The organism is Granulicella cerasi (assembly GCF_025685575.1).
Classification (GTDB): Bacteria; Acidobacteriota; Terriglobia; order Terriglobales; family Acidobacteriaceae; genus Granulicella; species Granulicella cerasi.
The window spans coordinates 293,100-313,293 of sequence record NZ_JAGSYD010000004.1 but is presented as its reverse complement, the minus strand read 5'-3'; the positions used below and the strand labels follow the sequence as shown (position 1 = coordinate 313,293).

The following is a 20,194-nucleotide window of genomic DNA, read 5'->3' as shown; positions in this document are numbered from 1 at the left end:
CGGCATCCTACCTCTCTGTAGAGGCGATCTCTCCCATCGCGGAGTTCACCGCCTCAGGAGGGAACCATGATTACCTTCTTGCTTCTCGGCTTCTTCATCGTCCTGGGCCTCGGCTTCGGGCTGGTCGCCTACACGTCCAACAACCGCAAACGCGCTGGTATGAAGGGCACTCCGTCCACGCCGCCGACAGGCCATAGCGGCGAACCCGCCGGACATACTCGCTAACCCTGCGACTTCAGCTTGCGGAGCAACTCTGGCAGTCGGTTTACCGCTGCCACCGTTCGTAGCCAGGTGCGGTTGTCCATGGCGGGATAGCCGCTGACCACCGCACCGGGCGCTACATCGTTGGGGATACCTGACTGTGCGGTCGCTACGGCGCCATCACCGATAGTGAGGTGTCCGGCAACGCCAACCTGGCCGGCCAGGATCACGTTCCTGCCAACTACCGTCGACCCGGCCAAACCCACTTGTGAGCAAAGCAGCGTATTCTCGCCCACGGTTGATCCGTGGCCTACCTGCACGAGGTTGTCGACCTTCGCACCCGCCTTGATGCGCGTCTCGCCGATGCTTGCTCGGTCGATGCAGGCGTTCGACTGCACCTCAACGCGGTCCTCTAAAACTGTCGGGCCGCTCTGCAGAATCTTTCGCCACCCCTCGGCGGTTTTCGCGAAACCGAAGCCGTCGCCGCCGATGATCGCTCCATTTTGCAGCACCACGTCGTCACCCAGAAGGCAGCCTTCCCGCACCACCGCGTGGGCGTGTGCGAAGAAACGCTGGCCGACCTTCACGCCGGGGTAGAGAACGACATGCGGTAGCAGCACTGCGTCATCGCCGACCACGCAGTTTTCGCCCACAACGACGTAAGCTCCAAGATGCGCACGCTCGCCGATGGTCGCCGTCGAATGCACGACAGCCGTGGCGTGAACGCCCTCCGCATACACCGGGGCTGGGTGGAAGACCTCGATCGCCTGCGCGAAAGCCAGGTAGGGATTCTGAACGCGAAGCGTGGGGACGGGTGTCTCCGGGAAGCTCGGCTCAACGAGAATCGCGCCCGCGTTCGTCGTCTTCGCCAGCCCGGCGTACTTTGGGTTTGCCACGAAGGTAAGGTGGTGCGCTTGGGCCTCCTCGATGCCGGCCACGTCCGTGATCTCGCGCGCGCCTGCGTCCGCAGGCACGAGTTCTGCGCCCAAATGTCTTGCCAGTTCCGACAGCTTCATGGTCGCGATTTTATCCCGCTACCGCTCAAAGAGCACAGGCTGATCCTCCGCCACGCTGCGCTTTGGCGCCGACGGCTTCGCGGTCGTTGTGATCCAGCCCAAGACCTCGATCGACACGATGCGGTGGCGTGGAAGGAAGAGGCGCAGCGTATTGCTGCGACCGTCGGGTGGCGTAAGCATCAGTCCGCCGTCCTCTAGCAGGCTGTTCATCATCGTCACGTCGAACTCGGTCATCCCCTCGAGCAAGTCGTTTCCGGGCAGATGCAGCCGCACCCAAAGCCCGGGTGACCGGGGTCGCCCTTGGAACTGTCGGCGCCCAAGCCGTTCGGGCTCAGACTTGTCGTTCAGGTTGAAGTCCCGCACGAATGCAATTGACTGGACCTCCATCAGATCGACCGACTCTGCCTTGCCCTCCACGAGCATGAGAGTGACCTGGCCGGACGCTACGAAACCCTGGGACGGAAGGTATCCCCAGAGGAGCCGATCGTCCGCGAGTCGTACGATCGCTTTCTTTTGCCCAGTGGCCACGAGGCGATTTTCCCACGAAGCGGTGGAAAACTGCTCAAATGTGTAGCCAAAAAGGTGCAATTCGCGTATAGTTTGTACGGACGAAGTGCATCTCGGCCTTCAATAAGTCGTTTGTTTTTAGCAGGTTAGCTGGCTCCCCAACACCCCGCCGCGAACCGGAAAGAGCACCGCCCGAAAATATGGCCGATTACATTTACCTGCTGGCGAACCGCCTCACCCCCGCACAATTTGCCGCTTTGAACGTCGTTCGTGAGGTCGCTCGCGAGCGCGGCAACACGGTATTCCTCGTCGGTGGCTCGGTGCGTGACCTGACAGCGGGTTTCTCGATTCGCGACCTGAACTTCGCGGTTCAGGGCAACGCGCTCAAGCTCAAGAAGGACTTCCAGAAGGCCGGTTTTACCCTGACGGGCGAACATGAGCCGCTGCAGACGCTCTTCTTCTCGGCACCCGGTGGTGTCCGCCTCGAAGTCGGCTCCACGCTGACGGCGAGCTACCCGAAGCCCGGAAAGCCGGTCTATCGCGCGGCTTCGATCCTCGACGATCTGCGCCGCCGCGACTTCACCGCGAACGCCATGGCGATCTCGCTGAACGAGGGCTCCTACGGTCTGTTGATGGATCCGCTGAACGGCGTTGCGGACATCGAAAACATGGAGCTGCGCCTGGTCTCCAACTACGGCTTCATCGAAGACCCTGCCCGCATGATCCGCGCAGCGCGCCTGGGCGCTCGCCTGGGGTGGCAGATGGAAGACCGGACTCGCCAGCGCTATGACAACGGCAAGGACGAGAACTATATTGCGGCGCTTTCGAACTGGCAGCGAGGGTACGAACTCGAGGCGATCGTTCATGAAGAAGATCCCATCCGCGTCCTCGGTCGTCTCGAATCCGAAGGCTGGATGAAGTTCCTCCTGCCTTCGTGGACCACCGCAAAGGCGAACGAGAACGAGCTGAACAAGCTTCGCGACGTGCAGGGACAGCTCCAGACTGCGGGCATCCACCCGGACCCGTCGGCAGCCTACTTCCCGCTGCTTACGGCGAAGCTCGCACCGAAGGATGTGGCAGAGCTCAAGTCGCTCTTCCCGCGCCCCGGTTTCGTCGAGCAGATCGAGAACCTCGACGCGGCAACGAAGGCTTTTGCGACTGAGTTCTCGGGCAAGGCAGCGTCAGTTCCTTCTGATGCCTGGCGCATGATCTATGCGGCGGTCCCGGAGCAGTTGTTGTGGCTGGCGTACACGTCGAAGTCGGCTCCTGTGCAGGCCCGCTTCAAGGCGTTCTTCCAGGATTGGCCGGCGGCGAAGGCGCGCATTCCGTACGCGATCATGCAGGAAATGCGCATCACTCCTGACCTTCCGGTCTACGCGGAGTTGATCGACAAGCTCGGCTTCGCGCTGATGGACGGCCTGCTTGAGACGCCGGAAGCTCTGAAGGCATTCCTCGAGCCGTACTCGCCTCCGGCTCCGCCGGTGGTGAATCTGCGCCGCCGTCCGTTGAAGCGTGAGACGAAGGCCAGCAAGAAGAAGGCTGCAAAGGCCGTGGTTGCAGTGGATGACGAGGGCGAAGAAGACTCCGCAGCGGCTCCCGCTTTGGCTGCTGAAGCGGCCCCGGTGGCGCCTGTCGAGGAAGCTGCGCCGAAGAAGGCGAAACCTGCAAAGGCTGAGCCTGTAGCTGCGCCGAAGCCTGCCGCACCGGCTAAGACCGTCGCGAAGAAGGTGGTTGCTCCTCCGGCGAAGGCCGCGAAGAAGGCTGCGCCCGCACCGGTCAAGACGGCCAAGAAGGCCGTTCCGGTAAAGGCTGCTAAGCCAGTCGCGAAGAAGGCCGCGCCTGCCAAGGTCGTTGCCAAGAAAGCGGCAAAGCCCGTCGCCAAGAAGGTCGTGGCGAAAAAGGCGGTCGTGGTGAAGAAGGCGGCAGCGAAGAAGGTCGTCGCCAAGAAAGTAGTGGCGAAGAAGGCCGCTCCTGCCAAGAAGCCGGTAGCGAAGAAGGCCGTAAAGAAAGTCGCCAAGAAGCGTTAGGTTTCCGCGATGCAAAGAGTGAGGCGCCCTGCGGGGCGCCTCTTTTCTTGCGGTTTGCTTCTAGTCTCGGTTCCGTTTCCGGACTTCGATATTGAGGCGCTTGATCTTCTGGTTCAACGTCGAAAGTGGGATGCGGAAGTACTCCGACGCTTCCGTCTGATTCCAGTTGCAGCGCTCCAGGCGGTCGGCGATGATGCGGCGCTCGATGTCCTCTATCACGTCGAAGAGGGAAGCATCCGCGCGCTGCTCGAGCATCGTCGTGGAGTAGGTGGTGCCACGTAGCTGCGTGGGCAGCAGATCCGGCGTGATCAGAGGCGAAGTAGCCAACACAACGCTGCGCTCCATCGCGTTTTCAAGCTCACGCACGTTGCCCGGCCAGTCGTAATCCATCATCACGCGCAGCGCATCGCTGGTGAGCTCCGGCGTCTGGAAGCCGTTCTCGAGCGCGTAGTGATGCAGGTAATGCAGCGCGAGAAGGGGAATATCTTCCTTGCGATTGCGCAGCGGCGGAAGCTCGACCGCAATGACGTTGAGGCGGTAGAAGAGATCTTCGCGGAAGCGGCCATCCTTGACGGCCTGCGCCAACGGGACGTTGGTCGCCGCGATGATGCGAACGTCCACCTGCATCTCCTGTGTGCCGCCGAGGCGCATGAAGCGACGATCCTGCAGGACGCGCAGAATCTTGGCCTGCATATCCATCGTCATCGTGCCAATTTCGTCGAGAAAGAGCGTGCCCTGGTCGGCGACTTCGAAGAGGCCTTTCTTCGATGCTACGGCCGAGGTGAAGGCCCCGCGTTCGTGACCGAAGAGCGTGGACTCCAGCAGATCGCTCGGCACCGCGCCGGTGTTTACAGGGATGAACGGCTTATCGCGGCGCGGCGAATTCGCATGAATCGCGCGTGCGATGAGCTCTTTACCCGTACCGCTCTCGCCCTGAATGAGCACTGTTGAGCGGGACGGCGCGATCTGCGCCACGGTGTCGAAGAGACGGAGCATCGGCTCGCTCTTACCCACGATATTCTCGAAGCTAGAGCGCTGCTTCAGCGCACGCTTGAGGTGAACGACCTCTTGCTCAGCCTCGCTGCGGCCAATGGCGGCGCGGATATCGGCGAGCAGCTTCTCGTTGTCCCACGGCTTCTGGATGAAGTTCGCCGCACCTGCACTCATCGCGTCGACGACGTTGCCGACCGTGCCGTAGGCGGTGATCATGATGACCGGCAGTTCGGGTGCAAGCGCTTTGATGCGAGGCAGCAGCTCGATACCGCTTTCGCCGGGAAGGGACAGGTCCAGCAGCAACAGGTCGTAGACATTGGAGGTCAGCAGGTTGAGGCCTGCGACTCCTTCCGGAGCCATGTCTACGTCAAATCCTTCGAGCCCGAGGAGCGTTTCCAGCGAATCGCGGATGCCCGCCTCGTCATCGATGATGAGAATGCGCTGCTGCTTCGCCTTCGCTGCTCCGTTACGACCTGATTCGCGCTCGCCGAGCGCTGTACTACTAGACATTCACTTCAATCCCTTCTTGCTTTGCGCTCGCCTTTTTCTGGCGACCGTCGGGTGTTTCTGCCGGGAACTCCAGCCGGAACGTGGTGCCTTCTCCTACGACACTCGATACCTCGATGATGCCGTGATGCTCCTGGATGATGCCGTAAGTGACGGAGAGGCCAAGCCCCGTTCCTTTCCGCTGGCCTTCCTTCGGCGTGCTCTTCGTGGTGAAGAATGGGTCGAAGATGCGAGCCACGACCTCGGGAGGCATACCGCCTCCGTTGTCTTCGACGAGTAGCTCGGCCGCACCGGATTCAGTGCGGCGCGTGGTGATCTTGACCTGGCCGGAACCCTTGTCCTGCAGGGCGTCCTTCGCGTTCAGCACGAGATTGACGAGAACCTGCTGGAGCTTGCCGCGGTTGCCCGAGATGATGGGCGTGTCGCCGGAAAGATCGGTCAGCACGGCGACTCCGCCCGAACGCATCTGGTGCTCGAGAAGCAGGGTCGTTTCGCGCACAACGGCATTCAGCTCGGTGGAGGCAAAGTCCACCGTGCCCATGCGCGAGAAGTTCAGCAACCCGCTGGCGATCTCGCTTGCGCGGAAGGTCTGCTGGATGATCTTGTCGAGCACCGGCTGCAGGCGTGCCTGGCTGGCGTCATCCGCGCGGAGCTGCTTGCCGAGCATCTGCGCGTAGCTGCTGATGACCGCAAGCGGAGTGTTGACCTCATGAGCGACGCCTGCGGCGAGCAAGCCAATCGACGAGAGCTTCTCTGACTGTGAGAGCTGCGCTTCCATGTTTACGCGGTCGGTGATGTCGTCCACGAGGATGATGCGGCCCACCGCTTCAAAGTCCTTGTTGAGCAGCGGAGCAACAGTGATGTTTGCCGTGCGGGCTTCGCCGGCAGGAGTATGGAGGCGGAACTTGTAGAGCGTGACCACGCCCTGCTCGGAGCGGATGCGATCAAACTCCTGCACGAACTCCGCAGGGAAGACCTCGCTGATCGTCTTGCGCAGAGCCTCTGCACGCGGCGTGGCGTACATCACTTCCATCTGCGCGTTCCAGCTTTCCACGCGGTCGTCGAGATCGAGCGCGAAGACGCCGATATTGATGGACTCGACGATATTTTCATTGAAGTCGCGGAGGCGTTCGAACTCGAGGGCCTTGCGTGTGAGGCGCTCGTAGAGCTGCGCGTTCTGGATGGCGATACCAATGTAGCCTGCAAGCGACTCGAGAAGCACCATGTCTTCCGAAGAGAGGAAGTCGCCTTCGCCCGTTCGGCCAAGGCCGAGCACTGCGACCGTGGATTTGCCACGGCCTTCATGCCGTGCGGCGCGACACGGAACGTAGTAGTTCAGGTCTAGCGAGATCGCTGTTTCGCGCTGGCCGTCGGGTAGGCGTAGCAGCGCGTGCGGGCCTTCGAAGTAGATATGAGAGTCTTCTCCGTTGCGCGAGAAGTCGAGGAAGCCGAGATCCAGCGGGCGGTTGCGAACGTTGTCCCCAAGACCGTGCGAGGCGACCAGATTGAAGCGTCCGAAATCGTCCGCGAGGAATACGGCGACGCGCGTCAGCAACATGGTTTGCGGCAGGCGCTCGACGATGCTGCCGACGAGCGTCCGGAGATCGGTCTGCGCGTTGAGTTCCTTGCCGAAGTCGATCAGCGTCTCGCGGTAGTCGAATCGCTTGCGGTCGAAGATGCGATCGACGCGTCCTTGAATCATGCGCTTCAGCGGGTCGAAGAGCAGGCCGGCAACGATGACCGCTGCGACAAGGCCCCAGGAGCGCAGTCCCGGAAGATTGTTGTGGACGAACTCGGCAGTGACGGCAATGACGCCGAAGTAGACGCCCACGAGCGCGGCCGTCGCAAGCGTATAAGTGACGCCGCGCTTGAAGATGAGGTCGACGTCCATCAGACGATAGCGCACGATGGCCCAGGAGAAGGTCAGCGGCAACAGGATCAGGCTGAGGATGGCGATCTTCGTGAGAATCCCGGGGGTGTTCCAGTCCGCAAGGAAGGGGATCACATAGAAGGCGGTGAAGGGCGCCACGGTGAGCAGCGTGCCGCGTGTCAGCCACTTGAGCTGCTGGCGCTCCAGCGGCTTGGACTCACTGCGATAGCGAGCCCAGAAGATGATCGCCGCAAGTACGTAAAAGCCCGCGAGGTAGGCGTAGTCAAACTGGTCGAGCCGATGCTGCAGTCGCTCGGTCGGCGCCCAGAGACGTAGCGAGGCAAATCGCAGGCTGGCCAGGACGAGAGCCGGCAGGTAAACCAGTACGCCGAGCCCGCGGAGTTCCCGGCGCGTCGCTTCGCCGTCGAAGGTCATGGCGAAGTGCAGGAACATGGCGGGCTGCAATAATAGCGCAGCCTCGTTCAGCCAGAAGGTCGTTTGGTCCAACCCATCGAGCGTGCCGGTGTAGTGGAAGGCGTACAGGACGAACGATGTGAGGCAGAAGACGAAGAAGTGGATCGACTTCGGTGCGCCCCAGCGACGGAAGAGCACATACAGGCCGATCGCGAGGTAGACCAGCGCGATCATGCGCTTCACCTGATAGTCGGTGCGGTCTGACGGCTCGAGAATAAGGCCGATATCGAGGCTAGTCATCCGGTGCGTCGAGGTCTGGCGCTCGATGGTGTACGTGGCGTGCTGCCAGGTGCCGATCGCTTCCATCTGGCGTTCGAGCGACGCTATGCGCTTCACTCTGACACTGCTCGCCGCAGGAAGATTGCCTTGCTTGATGACGCTATGGTTCGTCGGATTCGTTGCCGAGTCCGGTGATGCGGTGAAGCCCTTAAGGCCGCTGTCGACCTCAGACCAATGAACGCTGTCGGCGGGTTGAAGATTGGCGCCCGTCACGGCGCTGAGAACGTCGCCACGCTTGATTCCGGCGCGGCCGCCTGGGGTGTCGGCGGGGACGATGTAGGCTTTGAGGCCGCCGTCGACCTCCGACCAGCGGATACCATCGGTCGGCGGGTTGAAGGCCGCCTCCTGCATCAGATTGGCGACGCCGAGTGCCATGGCCGCCAGCGTCAGTACCGCCAGCAACACAGCAAGCAACCGGGTTTGCGAGGCGCTCTTCATGGACCGGGAAACCGTCGCCGAAACCTTCCGCTATAGATAAGCACGTTCACAGCCAAATACGTTTCCGCTGGAAAGAGCAGAATTACAGGCCGAGGTTCTCCTCAGAATACAGAAAAAGGAAGTGCAATACAGGTTCTGGGATTCCATCTCGGGGGCTTTCAGAATGCACCGTGCGCGGTTCAACCATCTTGAGTGGCCCGCGCGGGCAGAATTAACATTCGATGAATTGTTTCGGACTTATCATGAAAGCAGCGCGATCCCCGCGAACAAATCCATGCAGCCGACCCGCCGCCATCTCAACATCGATGGCCTGGAGCTTTCGTTTCTCGAACAGGGAAAGGCGGTTCCGGGAACGCCGTCGCTTGTCCTTTTGCATGGCCTGATGGGATGCGCCGACACCTTCCGTCGTCTGCTTGCGGAGCTATCGGAGGCGCAGCATGTGATCGCGCTGGATTTCCCCGGCGCGGGTGCCTCGGAACGCCGAGAAGGACTCGATGCGACGCTGAAGTACACCTCGAATCTCACCGCGCGGGTGCTGGAGAAGCTCATGATTCGGAACGCCTGCGTCGTCGGCCACTCCCACGGCGGAGCGGTCGCCATGACGCTGGCGCAGACCGTGCCTGAGCGCGTCGGTTCGCTCGTGCTGCTCGCGCCTGCGCATCCTCATTTCGACGAAGGTGACCCTGTCATCCGTTTTTATATCTCGCTGCCGGGGCGCCTGTTTGCGTACTCGCTGCCGTGGTTTCCGCAGTGGATGCAGCGCATCGGCCTGCGTCGTATGTCCGGCCAGGAGCGCGCGGACACGCTCGAATACCTGCAGCCTTATCGCGAAAACCTCCGCACACCCGGCACGATTCGGCATCTGCTTTCGCTCCTGCGCACCTGGCACAAAGACATGGCGCGTCTACAGCGGAAGCTGTCGAAGGGTGTCACGCAGCCGACGCTCATGCTTTGGGGAGACAGCGATCGCGCCGTGCCGCATACCTCAGCCGATGAACTGCTAAAGCACTTCCGCCAGGTGAAGCTGCGCATCCTGCCAGGTGTGGGCCATCGCCCCGCAGAAGAGTGCGCCGAACGAGTTGCCGCGCACATCACGAGCTTCCTCGCGCGGGTGCAGGACGAGCGCCTGACTCAGAGCCCGAAGCTCGCCGAAAGCCACGTCCGCACCGCTTCGCTCATGACGCCCAGCTTCGGCTCCGGCGACTGAGGCGTCCCGGCGAAGAAGTGGTCCGCGCCCTTCACCCATACGGTGCGTTTCGGATCGGTGGCCTTCGCGAGTTCGCGCTCCAGCTGCTCGCGCGGAGCGTACGCGTCCTCTGAGCCGATGACGAAGAGTTTCGGGATCGGCCCACACGAAGGCAGGAAGTCGTAGTGGTACTCGCGCCCTTCCGCATTGATTGGCAGTCCCAGCCCGACGAGGCCTGCGATGCGACGGTCGCCGCAGCAGGCGCGAAAGCCGATGTTCGATCCAAACGAGAAGCCTGCGAAGAGGATGGGCAGACGGAACTCACGGTCCATCCAGTCAACGGCGGCGCGCACGTCGTCGATCTCACCGCTGCCGTTGGCGTGTTCGCCTTCGCTTAGACCTACGCCACGAAAGTTGAAGCGCAGCGTCGGCAGACCAAAACTATTGAAGGCCTTGGCCGCGTGGTAGACGACCTTGTTGTGCATGGTGCCGCCGTAGAGCGGATGCGGATGAGCGACGACGGCCGCATAGAGTGCGTCCTGTGTGCCGGTGTTCATCACGGCTTCGAGGCGACCGGCGGGGCCGCGGAGATCTTCAATGGTTCGTACTTGTCCGCTCATCTTCAACAGGATAGCTGGCGGCTCGGGTTATCCTGAAGCCGCATGGCAAACCTTGACCCGATCGCGCTGACCAAGCAGCTTGTCGACATTGAATCCACCACGTATCACGAAGGTGTGTGCGGCGAATTTCTCGCGGCCTACCTTGCTGAGATTGGCTGGGAAGTCTCGCGTCAGACGGTGGAGCAACCGGACAAGGCGAAGTCGCCCGGCGCGGGTGACGGGCCACGCTTCAACGTGATCGCGACGAAGCAAGGCGTCGAGCCGAAGCTGTTCTTCTCGACACACTTCGACACCGTGCCGCCGTTCCTCGGCCCATGCCGCGAAGATGAGACGCACCTCTACGGTCGCGGCGTTTGCGATGCGAAGGGCATCCTCGCCGCACAGGTTGCCGCTGCTCAGCGACTCGCAGCAGAAGGCCTGCCGGTCGGCATGTTATTTGTGGTCGGCGAAGAGCGCGACTCCGCTGGCGCGAAGGTGGCCAATCAGCATCCGGTGAAGTCATCACGCTTTCTCATCAATGGTGAGCCCACAGAGAACAAGCTGGCGCTCGCGTCCAAGGGCTGCCTGCGCGTCGAACTTTACGCGCGGGGCAAGGCCGCGCACTCGGCTTACCCGGAGCTCGGTGACTCGGCGATCGACAAGCTCGTCGCCGCGCTCGCGAAGATTCAGGAGCTGCAGCTGCCGGTCGTCGAAGGCATCGGCGACACCACGCTGAACGTCGGTCTACTCTCCGGTGGCCGTGCGCCGAACGTCATCGCCGACAAAGCCGAAGCGCACCTGCTCGTTCGCCTCGTCGGCCCGAGTGAGCCGATTCGCGAAGGCATCCTCGCTTGCTGCGAAGGTCTCTGCGAGGTGGAGTTCTCGCTTGAGCTGCCGTTCGTGCAAATGCGCGCGCTCGATGGCTTCGAGACGATGGTCGCAAAGTACACCACCGATATCCCGTCGCTGACGAACTGGGGCGAGCCGTTCCTGCTCGGTCCCGGCACGATCCTCGTCGCGCACACGCCGGACGAGGTGATCGCCAAGCAGGAGATTCTCGACTGCGTGGAACTCTACGTAAAGCTCGCACGCCAGTTGCTCACCACCTAGCACCGGAGGCAGGCCATGATGATGCTGAAGCTCTTCGCCGCGCTGCTGTTTGTCCTGCCGACGACAATCCCCGATGCTGCTCCAGCAGGCGTAACGCCTGAGGTATGGGCGAGCTACAGGGCGATCCCGACGCATAACACTGAGGCGAAGCACTTCGACGCGATCATCGTGCTCGGCGTGCCGACGATGCCCGACGGCTCTGCCTCGCCCGAAGAGATTTCGCGCATGGACGAGGGCATCGCCGAGTGGAAGCGCGGCGTCGCGCCGGTGATCATCCCGACAGGCGGCAAAGCGCACAACAAGTTCTTCGAAGCGCACGCGATGAAGCTCTACGCCATGTCGAAGGGCGTCCCCGCCGAAGCCATCATCGAGGAAGGCCAGGCAACGAACACCGTCGAGAACCTCTGGTACTCGTACAAGATCATGGAAGAGCACGGCTGGAAGTCGGCCGAAGTGGTGAGTGCGCCGTATCATCTGCCGCGCACCGGCTTGATCCTCGAACATTACAAGGGTCTGCAATGGCGCACCCACGCCTCCGGCTGGCCGCCCGAATACGACGAAGCCCACATCGAAAAGGCCTTCGGCAACGAAGCGAACTACTGCTGGAAGCTCATGCACGAGGGTTTCAAGCCGACGCCGTTTTTGCCGAGCGACGCAACTGCCGAGCCGATTGCGAGTCACTAAAACGCTTGCTTTTCCTCAGCGACGGAGCCAGTAACCGAGCAGTAAACTAGCCCTATGGCCGCCGAGTTTACGCATCTCCATCTCCACACTGATTACTCGCTCCTCGATGGAGCCTGCGACGTCGACAAGCTCGCCAAGCATCTGAAAAAGATCGGCCAGACCTCGGCCGCGATGACCGATCACGGCAACATCTTCGGCGCCGTGCACTTCTTCGATGCGATGAAGAAGAAGGACCTCAAGCCGATCCTCGGTACCGAGCTCTATATCTGCAAAGAAGAGGACCATCGCCGCGAGTTCGCGGACCCGCAGTCGAAGTACAACCACCTTTTGCTGCTTGCCGAAAACGAAGTTGGCTATCGCAACCTCGTGCGCCTTACCTCGGAGGCCGCGCTGCATGGCTTCTACAAGAAGCCGCGCGTCTCGAAGAACTTCCTCGCCAAGCACACAGAAGGTTTGATCTGCCTGTCGGGCTGCCTCGCAGGTGAACTGCAACAGAACCTGATGGCAGGGGATTACGAAGGCGCCAAACGCGTTGCCGGCGAGTACGAAACGATGTTCGGCCGCGGCAACTTCTTCCTCGAAACGCAGGACCACAACCTCGACGTGGACGCGAATGTCGTCAAGCAGATGTTCCAGCTTGAGAAGGAGCTGGACATTCCGCTCATCGCGACCAACGACGCGCATTACATCGAAGACGCCGACTCGCGCGCGCACGAAATTCTGCTCTGCGTGCAAACCGCAGGCAGCATGAACGACCCCAAGCGTTTCAAGTTCGACACGCAGGAGTTCTACATCAAGACGGCGGAGGAGATGCACAAGCTCTTCGCCGAGCGCCCCGAGGTCTGCACGCGCACCATGCAGTTCCCCGAGCGCTGCAACCTCAAGCTCAAGCCGGTCGACAACCCGTTCCCGCACTTCGACTGCCCCGATGGCATGGACCTCGATGCGTACTTCGAGGACGTCTGCCGCAAGGGCTGGGCGATGCGCCGCGCGACCGCCGTGCGCCATCTCGAAGAGACCGGCAAGATTCGCCACACCATCGCCGAGTACGAAGAGCGCCTCACGCGCGAAATCGAGTGCATCAAGGCGATGAAGTTCCCCGGCTACTTCATGATCGTGTGGGACTTCATTCGCTACGCCAAAGAGCAGGGTATTCCCGTTGGACCGGGCCGTGGTTCGGCTGCGGGCTCGCTTGTTGCGTACGTGATGGAGATCACGGACGTCGATCCGATCCAGAACAATCTCCTCTTCGAGCGCTTCCTGAACCCCGAACGTATCTCCATGCCCGATATCGATATCGACTTCGAGCCGGAACGTCGCGGCAAGGTCATCGACTATGTGAAGGAGAAGTACGGCGTCGATCAGGTCGCACAGATCATCACCTTCAACACGATGGCCGCGAAGGCTGCGATCAAGGACGTGGGTCGCGCGCTCGACACGCCGTACGGCGAGGTCGATCGCATCGCCAAGCTCATTCCGCCGACGATCGGCATCACGCTTGAGCAGGCGCTGAAGGAGAGCGACCAGCTCGCGCAGGCTTACGACAGCGACCCCAAGGTGAAGGAAATCATTGACACGGCGCTGCGCCTCGAAGGTCTTGTGCGCGGCGCAGGTGTCCACGCTGCAGGCGTCGTGATCGCGCCGAAGCCGCTCACCGAGCTTGTCCCCGTCACGCGCACTAAAGACGAAGCCATCGTCACCAGCTACGACATGAAGGCCGTCGAAAAGATGGGCCTGCTGAAGATGGACTTCCTTGGCCTGACGACGCTGACGGTCATCTACGAATGCCTCGACCTCATCAAGAAGAACCGTGGTGAAGTGATCGATCTCGCGAAGATCGACCTCGAAGATCAGGTCACCTACGAGCGCGTCTTCCACCGCGCGCTCACGTCGGGCGTCTTCCAGTTCGAGTCCGGCGGCATGCGTGATGTACTTCGCCGTTATAAGCCCACCTCCATCGAAGATCTCACCGCGTTGAACGCACTCTATCGCCCCGGCCCGATTCAGGGCGGCATGATCGATGACTTCATCGAGCGCAAGTGGGGACGTCGTGCGGTGGAGTATCCATTCCCGGAAGTGGAACCGATCCTGAAGGAGACGCTCGGCGTCATCGTGTATCAGGAGCAGGTGATGCAGATTTCATCGGCGGTCGGCGGATACTCGCTCGGCGGTGCTGACTTGCTGCGTCGCGCGATGGGTAAGAAGATCGCCGAAGAGATGGCCAAGCAGCGCGTGACCTTCATGGAAGGCGCGGCGAAGCTTAAGTTCGATAAGGCCAAGGCTGGCGCACTCTTTGATCTCATGGAGCAGTTCGCAGGGTACGGCTTCAACAAATCGCACTCGGCGGCTTATGCGCTGCTGGCGTATCAAACAGCGTGGTTGAAGACGCATTATCCGGTCGAGTTCATGGCCGCTCTGCTGACTTCGGAAACATCGAATCCGCAGAACGTCGTCAAGTACATCCAGGAGTGCCGCGAACTCGGCATCGCTGTTCGCCCACCGGATGTTCAGTTGTCAGACGCGAGCTTCACGCCTTCGGGCGACACCATCGTCTTCGGCATGGCCGCTATCAAGAACGTCGGCCAGAACGCCATTCAGTCGATCATTGAAGCGCGTGAAGCGCTGAAGGCGGAGGGTAAGCCGGGCTTCACCACCATGTGGGAGTTCTGCGAAAAGGTCGATCTGCGCCTGATGAACAAGCGCGTGCTCGAATCGCTCTGCAAGGCCGGTGCGCTCGACGAACTCGGGAACCGTGCTCAGGTCTTTGCCGCGCTCGACAAGTGCATTGAACGCGCGCAGAAGTCGCAGCGTGATGCGGCGAGCGGGCAGTCGGGCCTCTTCGGCATGTTCGCCGACGACAGTGCACCAGCCGCGAAGGAAAGCGATGCGTTGCCGTCCGCGCCGGAGTGGAACGAGCACGAGCGTCTGCAGAACGAGAAGGAAGTGCTCGGCTTCTTCGTGTCGGGCCATCCGATGGATCGCTACCGCGAGAAGCTGCGCAACATGAAGGTGCTCGACACCGCGACAGCGTGCGAAATGAAGCCTGAGCCGGTCGTCTTCACGCGCGGCAAGGCGGAGGCTCAGAACGAGATCTCGATCGCAGGCGTCATCACTGGTCTGAAGGTTGCGAAGTCCAAGCGCTCCGGCGAAATGTACGCGTCGGCCACGCTTGAAGACACTGTCGGCAAGATCGACTTGATCGCGTTTCCGGCAAGTTATCTGAAGCTTGCCGAGAAGCTCAAGATCGAGGTTCCGGTCGTTGTCCGTGGCTCGCTGCGCGGTGAAGAAGACTCTGCGCCGAAGCTTGCGATCTCGGGCATCACGGCGCTCGAAGATGTGCAGATCAAGCTGCCGGAAGCGCTCCGCGTGAAGGTGCCGTTACATAGCCCCGATGCAGAACTGCTGCAGAAGCTCGATGCGATCTTCAAGTCTGCGCCGGGTGGAGGCAAGGTGATGCTTCGCCTTGAGGAACCAGACCAGTTCGCGGTGGATCTCGACCCACAGGGCTTGCGCGTGGCGTGCGACGTGCAGTTCATCGAACGGGTCGAAGCTCTGCTCGGCAAGGGCGGCGTGCAGGTGATTCAGTAGATCAACGTCACAGGGTGGCAAAGCAAGAGGCCGATGCGATATCGCATCGGCCTCTTACTTGGGGGTAATCGAACGCTACGGGCGAACGCCGAGTTGGTTGTTCTTCACGGCAGCTGCGAGCGGTGTGACCACCGGAGCAGCTGCGCCGATCACCTGATACACCGTGCTGGTCGTGCTCTCAGGAATCCACACATTGCCCGACGGATCGATCGCCGGAGCGTAGGGAAGCGCGCCGAGCGTGCCTTGCATGTAGCCGGTCGTCGGCGAAACCCCTGCGCCGACACTGGAAATTACGGAGAGGCGAGCCTTGGTCGTTGTCGGCGGCGAGGTCGAGTCGCCATTCGTCACCCAAACGTTGCCGATGCCATCGATCGCGAGACCCGTCGGGTTGAAAATGCCGCCGCTCGTGTAGCCCGCTGAGCTCGTGATCGCCGTACCGGTGCTTGTGAATTCGCTGATCACACCAGCCTTATTCACCGAGAGCGCGCCGTTCGTGCTCGGCACCCAGACATTGCCAGAGTGGTCGAACGCGATGCCGCCGTAGGTGTTGTACGCCATGCCGCCACCGTTGAAACCCGCCGTTCCCGAGAGCACGTTACCACTCTTGTCGAACTCTGCGAGGCAGGTCGAGTTCTGTCCGCCCATCCAGACATTGCTGCTGGTGTCGATCGCCACCGCGTTCGTGTACTGCAGGCACGAGGTCGCGTATCCGGTCGCGGGCGAGATGACCTTCGCGGCGTTGCTCAACTCAAAGAGGTTGTTGGCTGTGTACTTGTTCGCGATCCAGATATTGTTGCTCGGGTCGACGGCGATGGAGCTGGGCGAAGGAATGTTCTGCACGACCTGCGTCTGCACGACACTGCCCGTGCTGCTGAATTCGGAGATGTCCGATTGCCCATCGATCGTCCACACGTTGCCGGAGAGATCAATCGCAAGGCGCGTCGCATTATTCACCGGCCCGGAGTATCCACCGGGGCCGGTGAGAGGGGAAACCGGCGAACCAATTGGGCTGATCTCCACGAGGGCGTTGCTGTTGTAGTTCACGATCCAGGCGTTACCGGAGGCGTCGATAGCCACCTGCTGTGGTGTCGAAATGCCCGGCACGGTCGTCGTCGTGTATGCGATCGAAAGCGTCCAGTCGTTCGGCTGCGCGGCCAATGCGCTCGTGTACGCGCTGGCGTTCTTGCTCAAGGTGTAGAGCGCGGCCACTTGGTTGCCGGGGTAGTGTGCGAGATTCAGCGCCGCCTGAAAGGTGTTCGACGGCGCGGTCACACCTGCGGGAGTCGCCGCGGCAAAAAGAGCCGCACACGCGGTACTCGTCGCTCCTGAGGTGCTTGCACAGGTGTTCAGTAGATTTGCCAGGCTCGCCATCGCGGTTTGCGGGATCGCACCAATGCTGGAGCCGGTGGAAGCATTGGACGCGCCGGTTGAGAGCGTTACGAGGACAGGGATCAGGTTGAACGCATTCGTGATGCCGGTCGTCACGGTGCCGGATGCGATCTGCTGCGCGTTTGTGGTGAACTGAGCAAGGGCATAGGCCGTGGCAACGGTCGTCATCTCGTTGATCACGGCGGTCGCGCGGACCGTATTGTTGCTCAGCGGAGCGCAGGAACCGAGGCCAGCCACGAAGGTGATGCCCGTGTTGTTCGTCCCCGTCGCCTGGCCGGGATTGCCGCCGGTCGCGACGAGGTAGATCTGTGAGGTCGCGGTGGGGCAGTTGTAGTCGCCAGCAAGCGCGTACGAGCCATCGCTGCCGGCCGTCACGTAGCCGTTCGCGTTGGAGTCAGCTGTGACGCCGCTCTGGCCCGTGCTGAGCAGGCTCGTGGACGTCGTGCCGTAGCCACCGGTTCCTGCCGCGAAGAGATACACATGCGCTCCAGCAACGGGCGTGGAGCCAGCCATCACTTTGCCGGAGATCTGCGCGCCGAGCAATGGGGTCGTTGTCTTGGTCGTAATCGTGCCGTCGTCGGCACATCCGCCTAAGATGGCGGGCAAAAGCGCACCGGAAAGCGCAAGAAAAGTGACTTTCGAGAGTTTCATCTCGTCTCCTGTAATGATTGCGACCAGGGTTGAAGCGGATGTAGGGGTACGGTTTGCAGTGTACCTGCATCGCATATGGAAACATCGCGTTTCGCGCAGAAGGTCCGAGGAGAATCTTGAACATGGACACAGCACCCACGACGACAGAACACCGACTCAGCTATGCGCTGCTGCGCAGCTTCCTCGGACTGGATTTCTTCGGCCACGGCTACGCACGCATCTTCACCGGGACGTATCTCTCCGGCTTTGCCACGGGGATGCAGAAGGGAATGGCCAGCGCGCCGCTTGACCCTACACTGGTGCTGTATCTCGGGTATGTCATCCCTTGTGTCGAGCTCCTGCTCGGCCTGTTGCTGCTCGTCGGGCTTTTCACGCGCTGGACGCTCTACGCGGCCTTCGGCTTGATGTTCGTCCTTATGTTCGGCGTCACCATGAAGCAGGACTGGACCGCAGCAGGGCAGCAGCTCTTCTATGGCTTTCTGCTGGCTGTGTTGATCTTCGGCCGCGAGCGTTTTGACCGCACCTGGTGGGGCATTCGCCGCGCCTGATCGCAAACTCCTGCAGACCCACCGCCTGCTCCGATACAATGACGAGCGATGGCTGCAGAAATGGATTCACGCACGCAGGCCCCCACCGCTGCCGACGCAACACCCGAGGCATGGAAGCGCACGGAAGTCGCACGACATCCGCAGCGCCCTTATCCGATGGACTACATCGAAGCGCTCTTTACGGATTTCAGCGAGATTCACGGCGACCGCCAGTTTGCGGACGACGCCGCAATGTCCGCTGGCATGGCGCGCTTTGGCGGCACGCCGGTCATGGTCATCGGCAACCTGAAGGGCCGCACCCTGAAGGAGCGCGTCGAGCGGAAGTTCGGCTCACCCGACCCCGAAGGCTACCGCAAGGCTCTTCGCTGTATGAAGATCGCCGAGAAGTTCGGCCACCCTATCTTCACCTTCATCGACCTCGCCGGCGCGAACCCCGGCCTGGGTGCGGAGGAGCGTGGACAAGGTGAGGCGATCGCGCGCAACCTGCTCGAGATGTCGCGCCTCCGCGTGCCGACCATCGCGACGATCACCGGCGAAGGCGGCTCTGGCGGCGCTCTTGCGCTGGCCGTCACCGACCGCGTGCTGATGCTCGAAAACGCGATCTACTCGGTGATTTCGCCGGAAGGCTGCGCGTCGATCATGTGGAAGGACGCGGCCAAGCGCCAGAAGGCGGCGGAAGCGCTGCGTTACACCGCCATCGACGTCAAGCGTCTTGGCTGTGTGGACGACGTGATCCCCGAGCCGGAAGGCGGCGCGCATACCGACCCTGCCGCGATGATGCAGATCATGAACGAGCACCTGACACGCCAGTTCGCGGAGTTGCAGGCCAAGTCGCTCGACCAGCTTCTCGCCGAGCGTTATGAGAAGTTCCGCAACCTGGCACAGTTCTACACCGTCGCCTAGGCGCGGTTGACGGCGGTGTCGCGTCCTTCGTCTGACACTATGGAAGGCGTTTGCTCTCACACGAGGCGGGCGCCCTTCCGATGGAGCTTTCGAGAACCTTGACGCCTAACGCCCCCAAGCCATCACAGACGCGCACCCTGGAGTTCGCCCTCTTCCTCATCGGGCTGCTCTGGATCTTCGCCGCAAATGGCATCGCTGAGCGCGCCGCCGCCGGCCTCACCGCGCACCTTTCCCTCAGCATCTTTGAGCGCCTGCTCCGCGCTTGCTTTGAGCTTCTGCTGCTCGCTTTTGGCTTCTGGCTGATCGAGAGCATTGTCACGAAGAACGGCAGTCTCCGCGGCAGCAACAGCCTGCCCGCCCGTGCTACCGCCGGCAAAGAGTTCCGCATGGGGCTTGCGCTGGGTTGGGGCATGGTCGTCGTCACGGCGCTTGCGCTGATGGCACTCGGCCAACTGCATCCGCAGTTCTCGCTCGGCGGTCGCGCGTGGGGAATCGCGATTCTTTCGATCCTCGCCATAGCTGCGGGCTCGCTCGCCACCGAGGTCGCCCTGCGTGGATTCCTCTTCCGCACACTGAGCCGCGCCCTCGGTTCTGCGAGCGCTACGCTCGTGCTTGCGGTCCTGATCGTGCTGTCGTCGGTCTTCCGCGACAATGCCAGCGCCTGGAGCATGTGGGGAACCTTCGTCTTCGCGATCCTCTATTCGATCGCGTACCTCCGCACCCGCGCCCTTTGGCTCGGCTGGGGGCTGCACTTCGGCTGGTCAGTTTTCGCGGCCGTGCTCTTTGGTTTCCCAATCGGCGGTGATGCGAACTACTCAAGCCTCATCTCCTCGAACGTCTCTGGACCGGAGTGGTGGACCGGCGGCGCGTATGGCCCCGAAGGCTCCGTACTGGCAGTGATCGTTGCGCTGCTCGCGATGATCGTGCTCTACCGCATGACCCGCGATCTGGCCTGGGAGTACACCTTCGAGGCCCCGGAAGCGGCTGGCTACGAGATGGAAGCGCCGCCGCCGGCTGCGCACACCGCTATGGAGCGGAGTTTCGCTCCGCCGCCTGCGCCCAAGCCGCTGGTGCAGATCCTCACGGCCACACCGCAGGCTTCCTCCACGGTGGAGGCCATCGACAAACACCTCCGCGGTGAAGGTGAAGAGAGTTGAGCGGTACCAGATAAGGTTCCGCAGCCGCAGGGAAGAGTGCTAAGATAAAACCTGCGCTTCCGCCCGG

The 20,194-nt window shown here is 61.7% G+C and carries 15 protein-coding genes; 9 read left to right on the top strand and 6 right to left on the bottom strand.

The genetic code is table 11. From position 1 onward, the window contains the following. Window positions 1-66 precede the first annotated feature (66 nt). On the top strand, window positions 67-225 hold the full coding sequence (locus OHL11_RS14995) for a hypothetical protein (protein ID WP_263372341.1): 159 nt from the start codon (window positions 67-69) through the stop codon (window positions 223-225). Here the strand turns inward: OHL11_RS14995 and lpxD are convergent. Further along, the gene (gene lpxD / locus OHL11_RS14990) at window positions 222-1,217 is read right to left on the bottom strand and encodes a UDP-3-O-(3-hydroxymyristoyl)glucosamine N-acyltransferase (protein ID WP_263372340.1); all 996 of its coding nucleotides are present in this window, start codon (window positions 1,215-1,217) and stop codon (window positions 222-224) included. The two genes, OHL11_RS14995 and lpxD, sit on opposite strands and share 4 nt — an antisense overlap. Before the next feature lie 18 nt (window positions 1,218-1,235). After that, on the bottom strand, window positions 1,236-1,745 hold the full coding sequence (locus tag OHL11_RS14985) for a DUF6982 domain-containing protein (RefSeq protein WP_390233660.1): 510 nt from the start codon (window positions 1,743-1,745) through the stop codon (window positions 1,236-1,238). A 179-nt stretch (window positions 1,746-1,924) separates the two neighbouring features. Between OHL11_RS14985 and OHL11_RS14980 the strand changes: the two genes are divergently transcribed. Further along, entirely contained in the window at window positions 1,925-3,751 is a 1,827-nt protein-coding gene (locus tag OHL11_RS14980) for a tRNA nucleotidyltransferase/poly(A) polymerase family protein (RefSeq protein WP_263372338.1), read from the top strand. 60 nt (window positions 3,752-3,811) lie between these two features. Here OHL11_RS14980 and OHL11_RS14975 read toward each other — a convergent pair whose 3' ends face one another. Both OHL11_RS14975 and OHL11_RS14970 read right to left on the bottom strand, forming a co-directional pair. Then, complete coding sequence (locus OHL11_RS14975; RefSeq protein WP_263372337.1) at window positions 3,812-5,254, bottom strand: sigma-54-dependent transcriptional regulator; 1,443 nt, start codon at window positions 5,252-5,254, stop codon at window positions 3,812-3,814. Next, window positions 5,247-8,312 (bottom strand): ATP-binding protein, encoded by a 3,066-nt coding sequence (locus OHL11_RS14970; RefSeq protein ID WP_263372336.1) that lies wholly within the window; start codon window positions 8,310-8,312, stop codon window positions 5,247-5,249. The genes OHL11_RS14975 and OHL11_RS14970 overlap by 8 nt, the downstream gene beginning before the upstream one ends. 274 nt (window positions 8,313-8,586) lie before the next feature. On the opposite strand from OHL11_RS14970, the gene OHL11_RS14965 reads away from it, so the two are divergent. After that, window positions 8,587-9,519 carry an alpha/beta fold hydrolase gene (locus OHL11_RS14965; RefSeq protein ID WP_263372335.1) on the top strand — a complete coding sequence of 311 codons (933 nt, stop codon included), beginning with the start codon at window positions 8,587-8,589 and terminating at the stop codon, window positions 9,517-9,519. Here the strand turns inward: OHL11_RS14965 and OHL11_RS14960 are convergent. Then, complete coding sequence (locus tag OHL11_RS14960) at window positions 9,444-10,118, bottom strand: alpha/beta hydrolase (RefSeq protein ID WP_263372334.1); 675 nt, start codon at window positions 10,116-10,118, stop codon at window positions 9,444-9,446. The two genes, OHL11_RS14965 and OHL11_RS14960, sit on opposite strands and share 76 nt — an antisense overlap. Window positions 10,119-10,160: 42 nt before the next feature. On the opposite strand from OHL11_RS14960, the gene OHL11_RS14955 reads away from it, so the two are divergent. From OHL11_RS14955 to dnaE, 3 genes are read left to right on the top strand one after another with little or no spacing between them, the layout of a single operon-like run. Further along, on the top strand, window positions 10,161-11,207 hold the full coding sequence (locus OHL11_RS14955) for a M20/M25/M40 family metallo-hydrolase (protein WP_263372333.1): 1,047 nt from the start codon (window positions 10,161-10,163) through the stop codon (window positions 11,205-11,207). 15 nt (window positions 11,208-11,222) lie between these two features. Further along, complete coding sequence (locus OHL11_RS14950; RefSeq protein ID WP_263372332.1) at window positions 11,223-11,891, top strand: YdcF family protein; 669 nt, start codon at window positions 11,223-11,225, stop codon at window positions 11,889-11,891. A 54-nt stretch (window positions 11,892-11,945) separates the two neighbouring features. Next, window positions 11,946-15,479 (top strand): DNA polymerase III subunit alpha, encoded by a 3,534-nt coding sequence (dnaE, locus tag OHL11_RS14945; RefSeq protein ID WP_263372331.1) that lies wholly within the window; start codon window positions 11,946-11,948, stop codon window positions 15,477-15,479. Window positions 15,480-15,554: 75 nt separating this feature from the next. On the opposite strand, the gene OHL11_RS14940 is transcribed toward dnaE, so the two are convergent. Next, a complete protein-coding gene (locus tag OHL11_RS14940; protein WP_263372330.1) occupies window positions 15,555-17,519 on the bottom strand; it encodes an NHL repeat-containing protein in 1,965 nt (654 codons plus the stop codon). Window positions 17,520-17,641: 122 nt separating this feature from the next. Here OHL11_RS14940 and OHL11_RS14935 point away from each other — a divergent pair, with 122 nt between their 5' ends. The 3 genes from OHL11_RS14935 (at window position 17,642) to OHL11_RS14925 (ending at window position 20,127) form a co-directional block, all read left to right on the top strand. After that, window positions 17,642-18,067 (top strand): DoxX family membrane protein, encoded by a 426-nt coding sequence (locus tag OHL11_RS14935; protein WP_263372329.1) that lies wholly within the window; start codon window positions 17,642-17,644, stop codon window positions 18,065-18,067. Window positions 18,068-18,115: 48 nt separating this feature from the next. Beyond that, window positions 18,116-18,970, top strand: a complete 855-nt coding sequence (locus OHL11_RS14930) for an acetyl-CoA carboxylase carboxyltransferase subunit alpha (RefSeq protein ID WP_263372328.1) — start codon at window positions 18,116-18,118, stop codon at window positions 18,968-18,970. Between the two features lie 98 nt (window positions 18,971-19,068). Then, window positions 19,069-20,127: a CPBP family intramembrane glutamic endopeptidase gene (locus tag OHL11_RS14925; RefSeq protein WP_263372327.1), complete on the top strand. Its 1,059-nt coding sequence runs from the start codon at window positions 19,069-19,071 to the stop codon at window positions 20,125-20,127. The last annotated feature ends 67 nt before the right edge of the window (window positions 20,128-20,194 follow it).

Bases quoted from the DNA above. Each gene is read 5' to 3' on its own strand.
- OHL11_RS14960 (WP_263372334.1), bottom strand. From the start codon at position 10,118: ATGAGCGGACAAGTACGAACCATTGAAGATCTCCGCGGCCCCGCCGGT.
- OHL11_RS14965 (WP_263372335.1), top strand. From the start codon at position 8,587: ATGCAGCCGACCCGCCGCCATCTCAACATCGATGGCCTGGAGCTTTCG.
- OHL11_RS14950 (WP_263372332.1), top strand. From the start codon at position 11,223: ATGATGATGCTGAAGCTCTTCGCCGCGCTGCTGTTTGTCCTGCCGACG.
- OHL11_RS14935 (WP_263372329.1), top strand. From the start codon at position 17,642: ATGGACACAGCACCCACGACGACAGAACACCGACTCAGCTATGCGCTG.
- OHL11_RS14995 (WP_263372341.1), top strand. From the start codon at position 67: ATGATTACCTTCTTGCTTCTCGGCTTCTTCATCGTCCTGGGCCTCGGC.
- OHL11_RS14975 (WP_263372337.1), bottom strand. From the start codon at position 5,254: ATGTCTAGTAGTACAGCGCTCGGCGAGCGCGAATCAGGTCGTAACGGA.
- lpxD (WP_263372340.1), bottom strand. From the start codon at position 1,217: ATGAAGCTGTCGGAACTGGCAAGACATTTGGGCGCAGAACTCGTGCCT.
- OHL11_RS14930 (WP_263372328.1), top strand. From the start codon at position 18,116: ATGGCTGCAGAAATGGATTCACGCACGCAGGCCCCCACCGCTGCCGAC.
- dnaE (WP_263372331.1), top strand. From the start codon at position 11,946: ATGGCCGCCGAGTTTACGCATCTCCATCTCCACACTGATTACTCGCTC.
- OHL11_RS14955 (WP_263372333.1), top strand. From the start codon at position 10,161: ATGGCAAACCTTGACCCGATCGCGCTGACCAAGCAGCTTGTCGACATT.
- OHL11_RS14970 (WP_263372336.1), bottom strand. From the start codon at position 8,312: ATGAAGAGCGCCTCGCAAACCCGGTTGCTTGCTGTGTTGCTGGCGGTA.
- OHL11_RS14940 (WP_263372330.1), bottom strand. From the start codon at position 17,519: ATGAAACTCTCGAAAGTCACTTTTCTTGCGCTTTCCGGTGCGCTTTTG.
- OHL11_RS14980 (WP_263372338.1), top strand. From the start codon at position 1,925: ATGGCCGATTACATTTACCTGCTGGCGAACCGCCTCACCCCCGCACAA.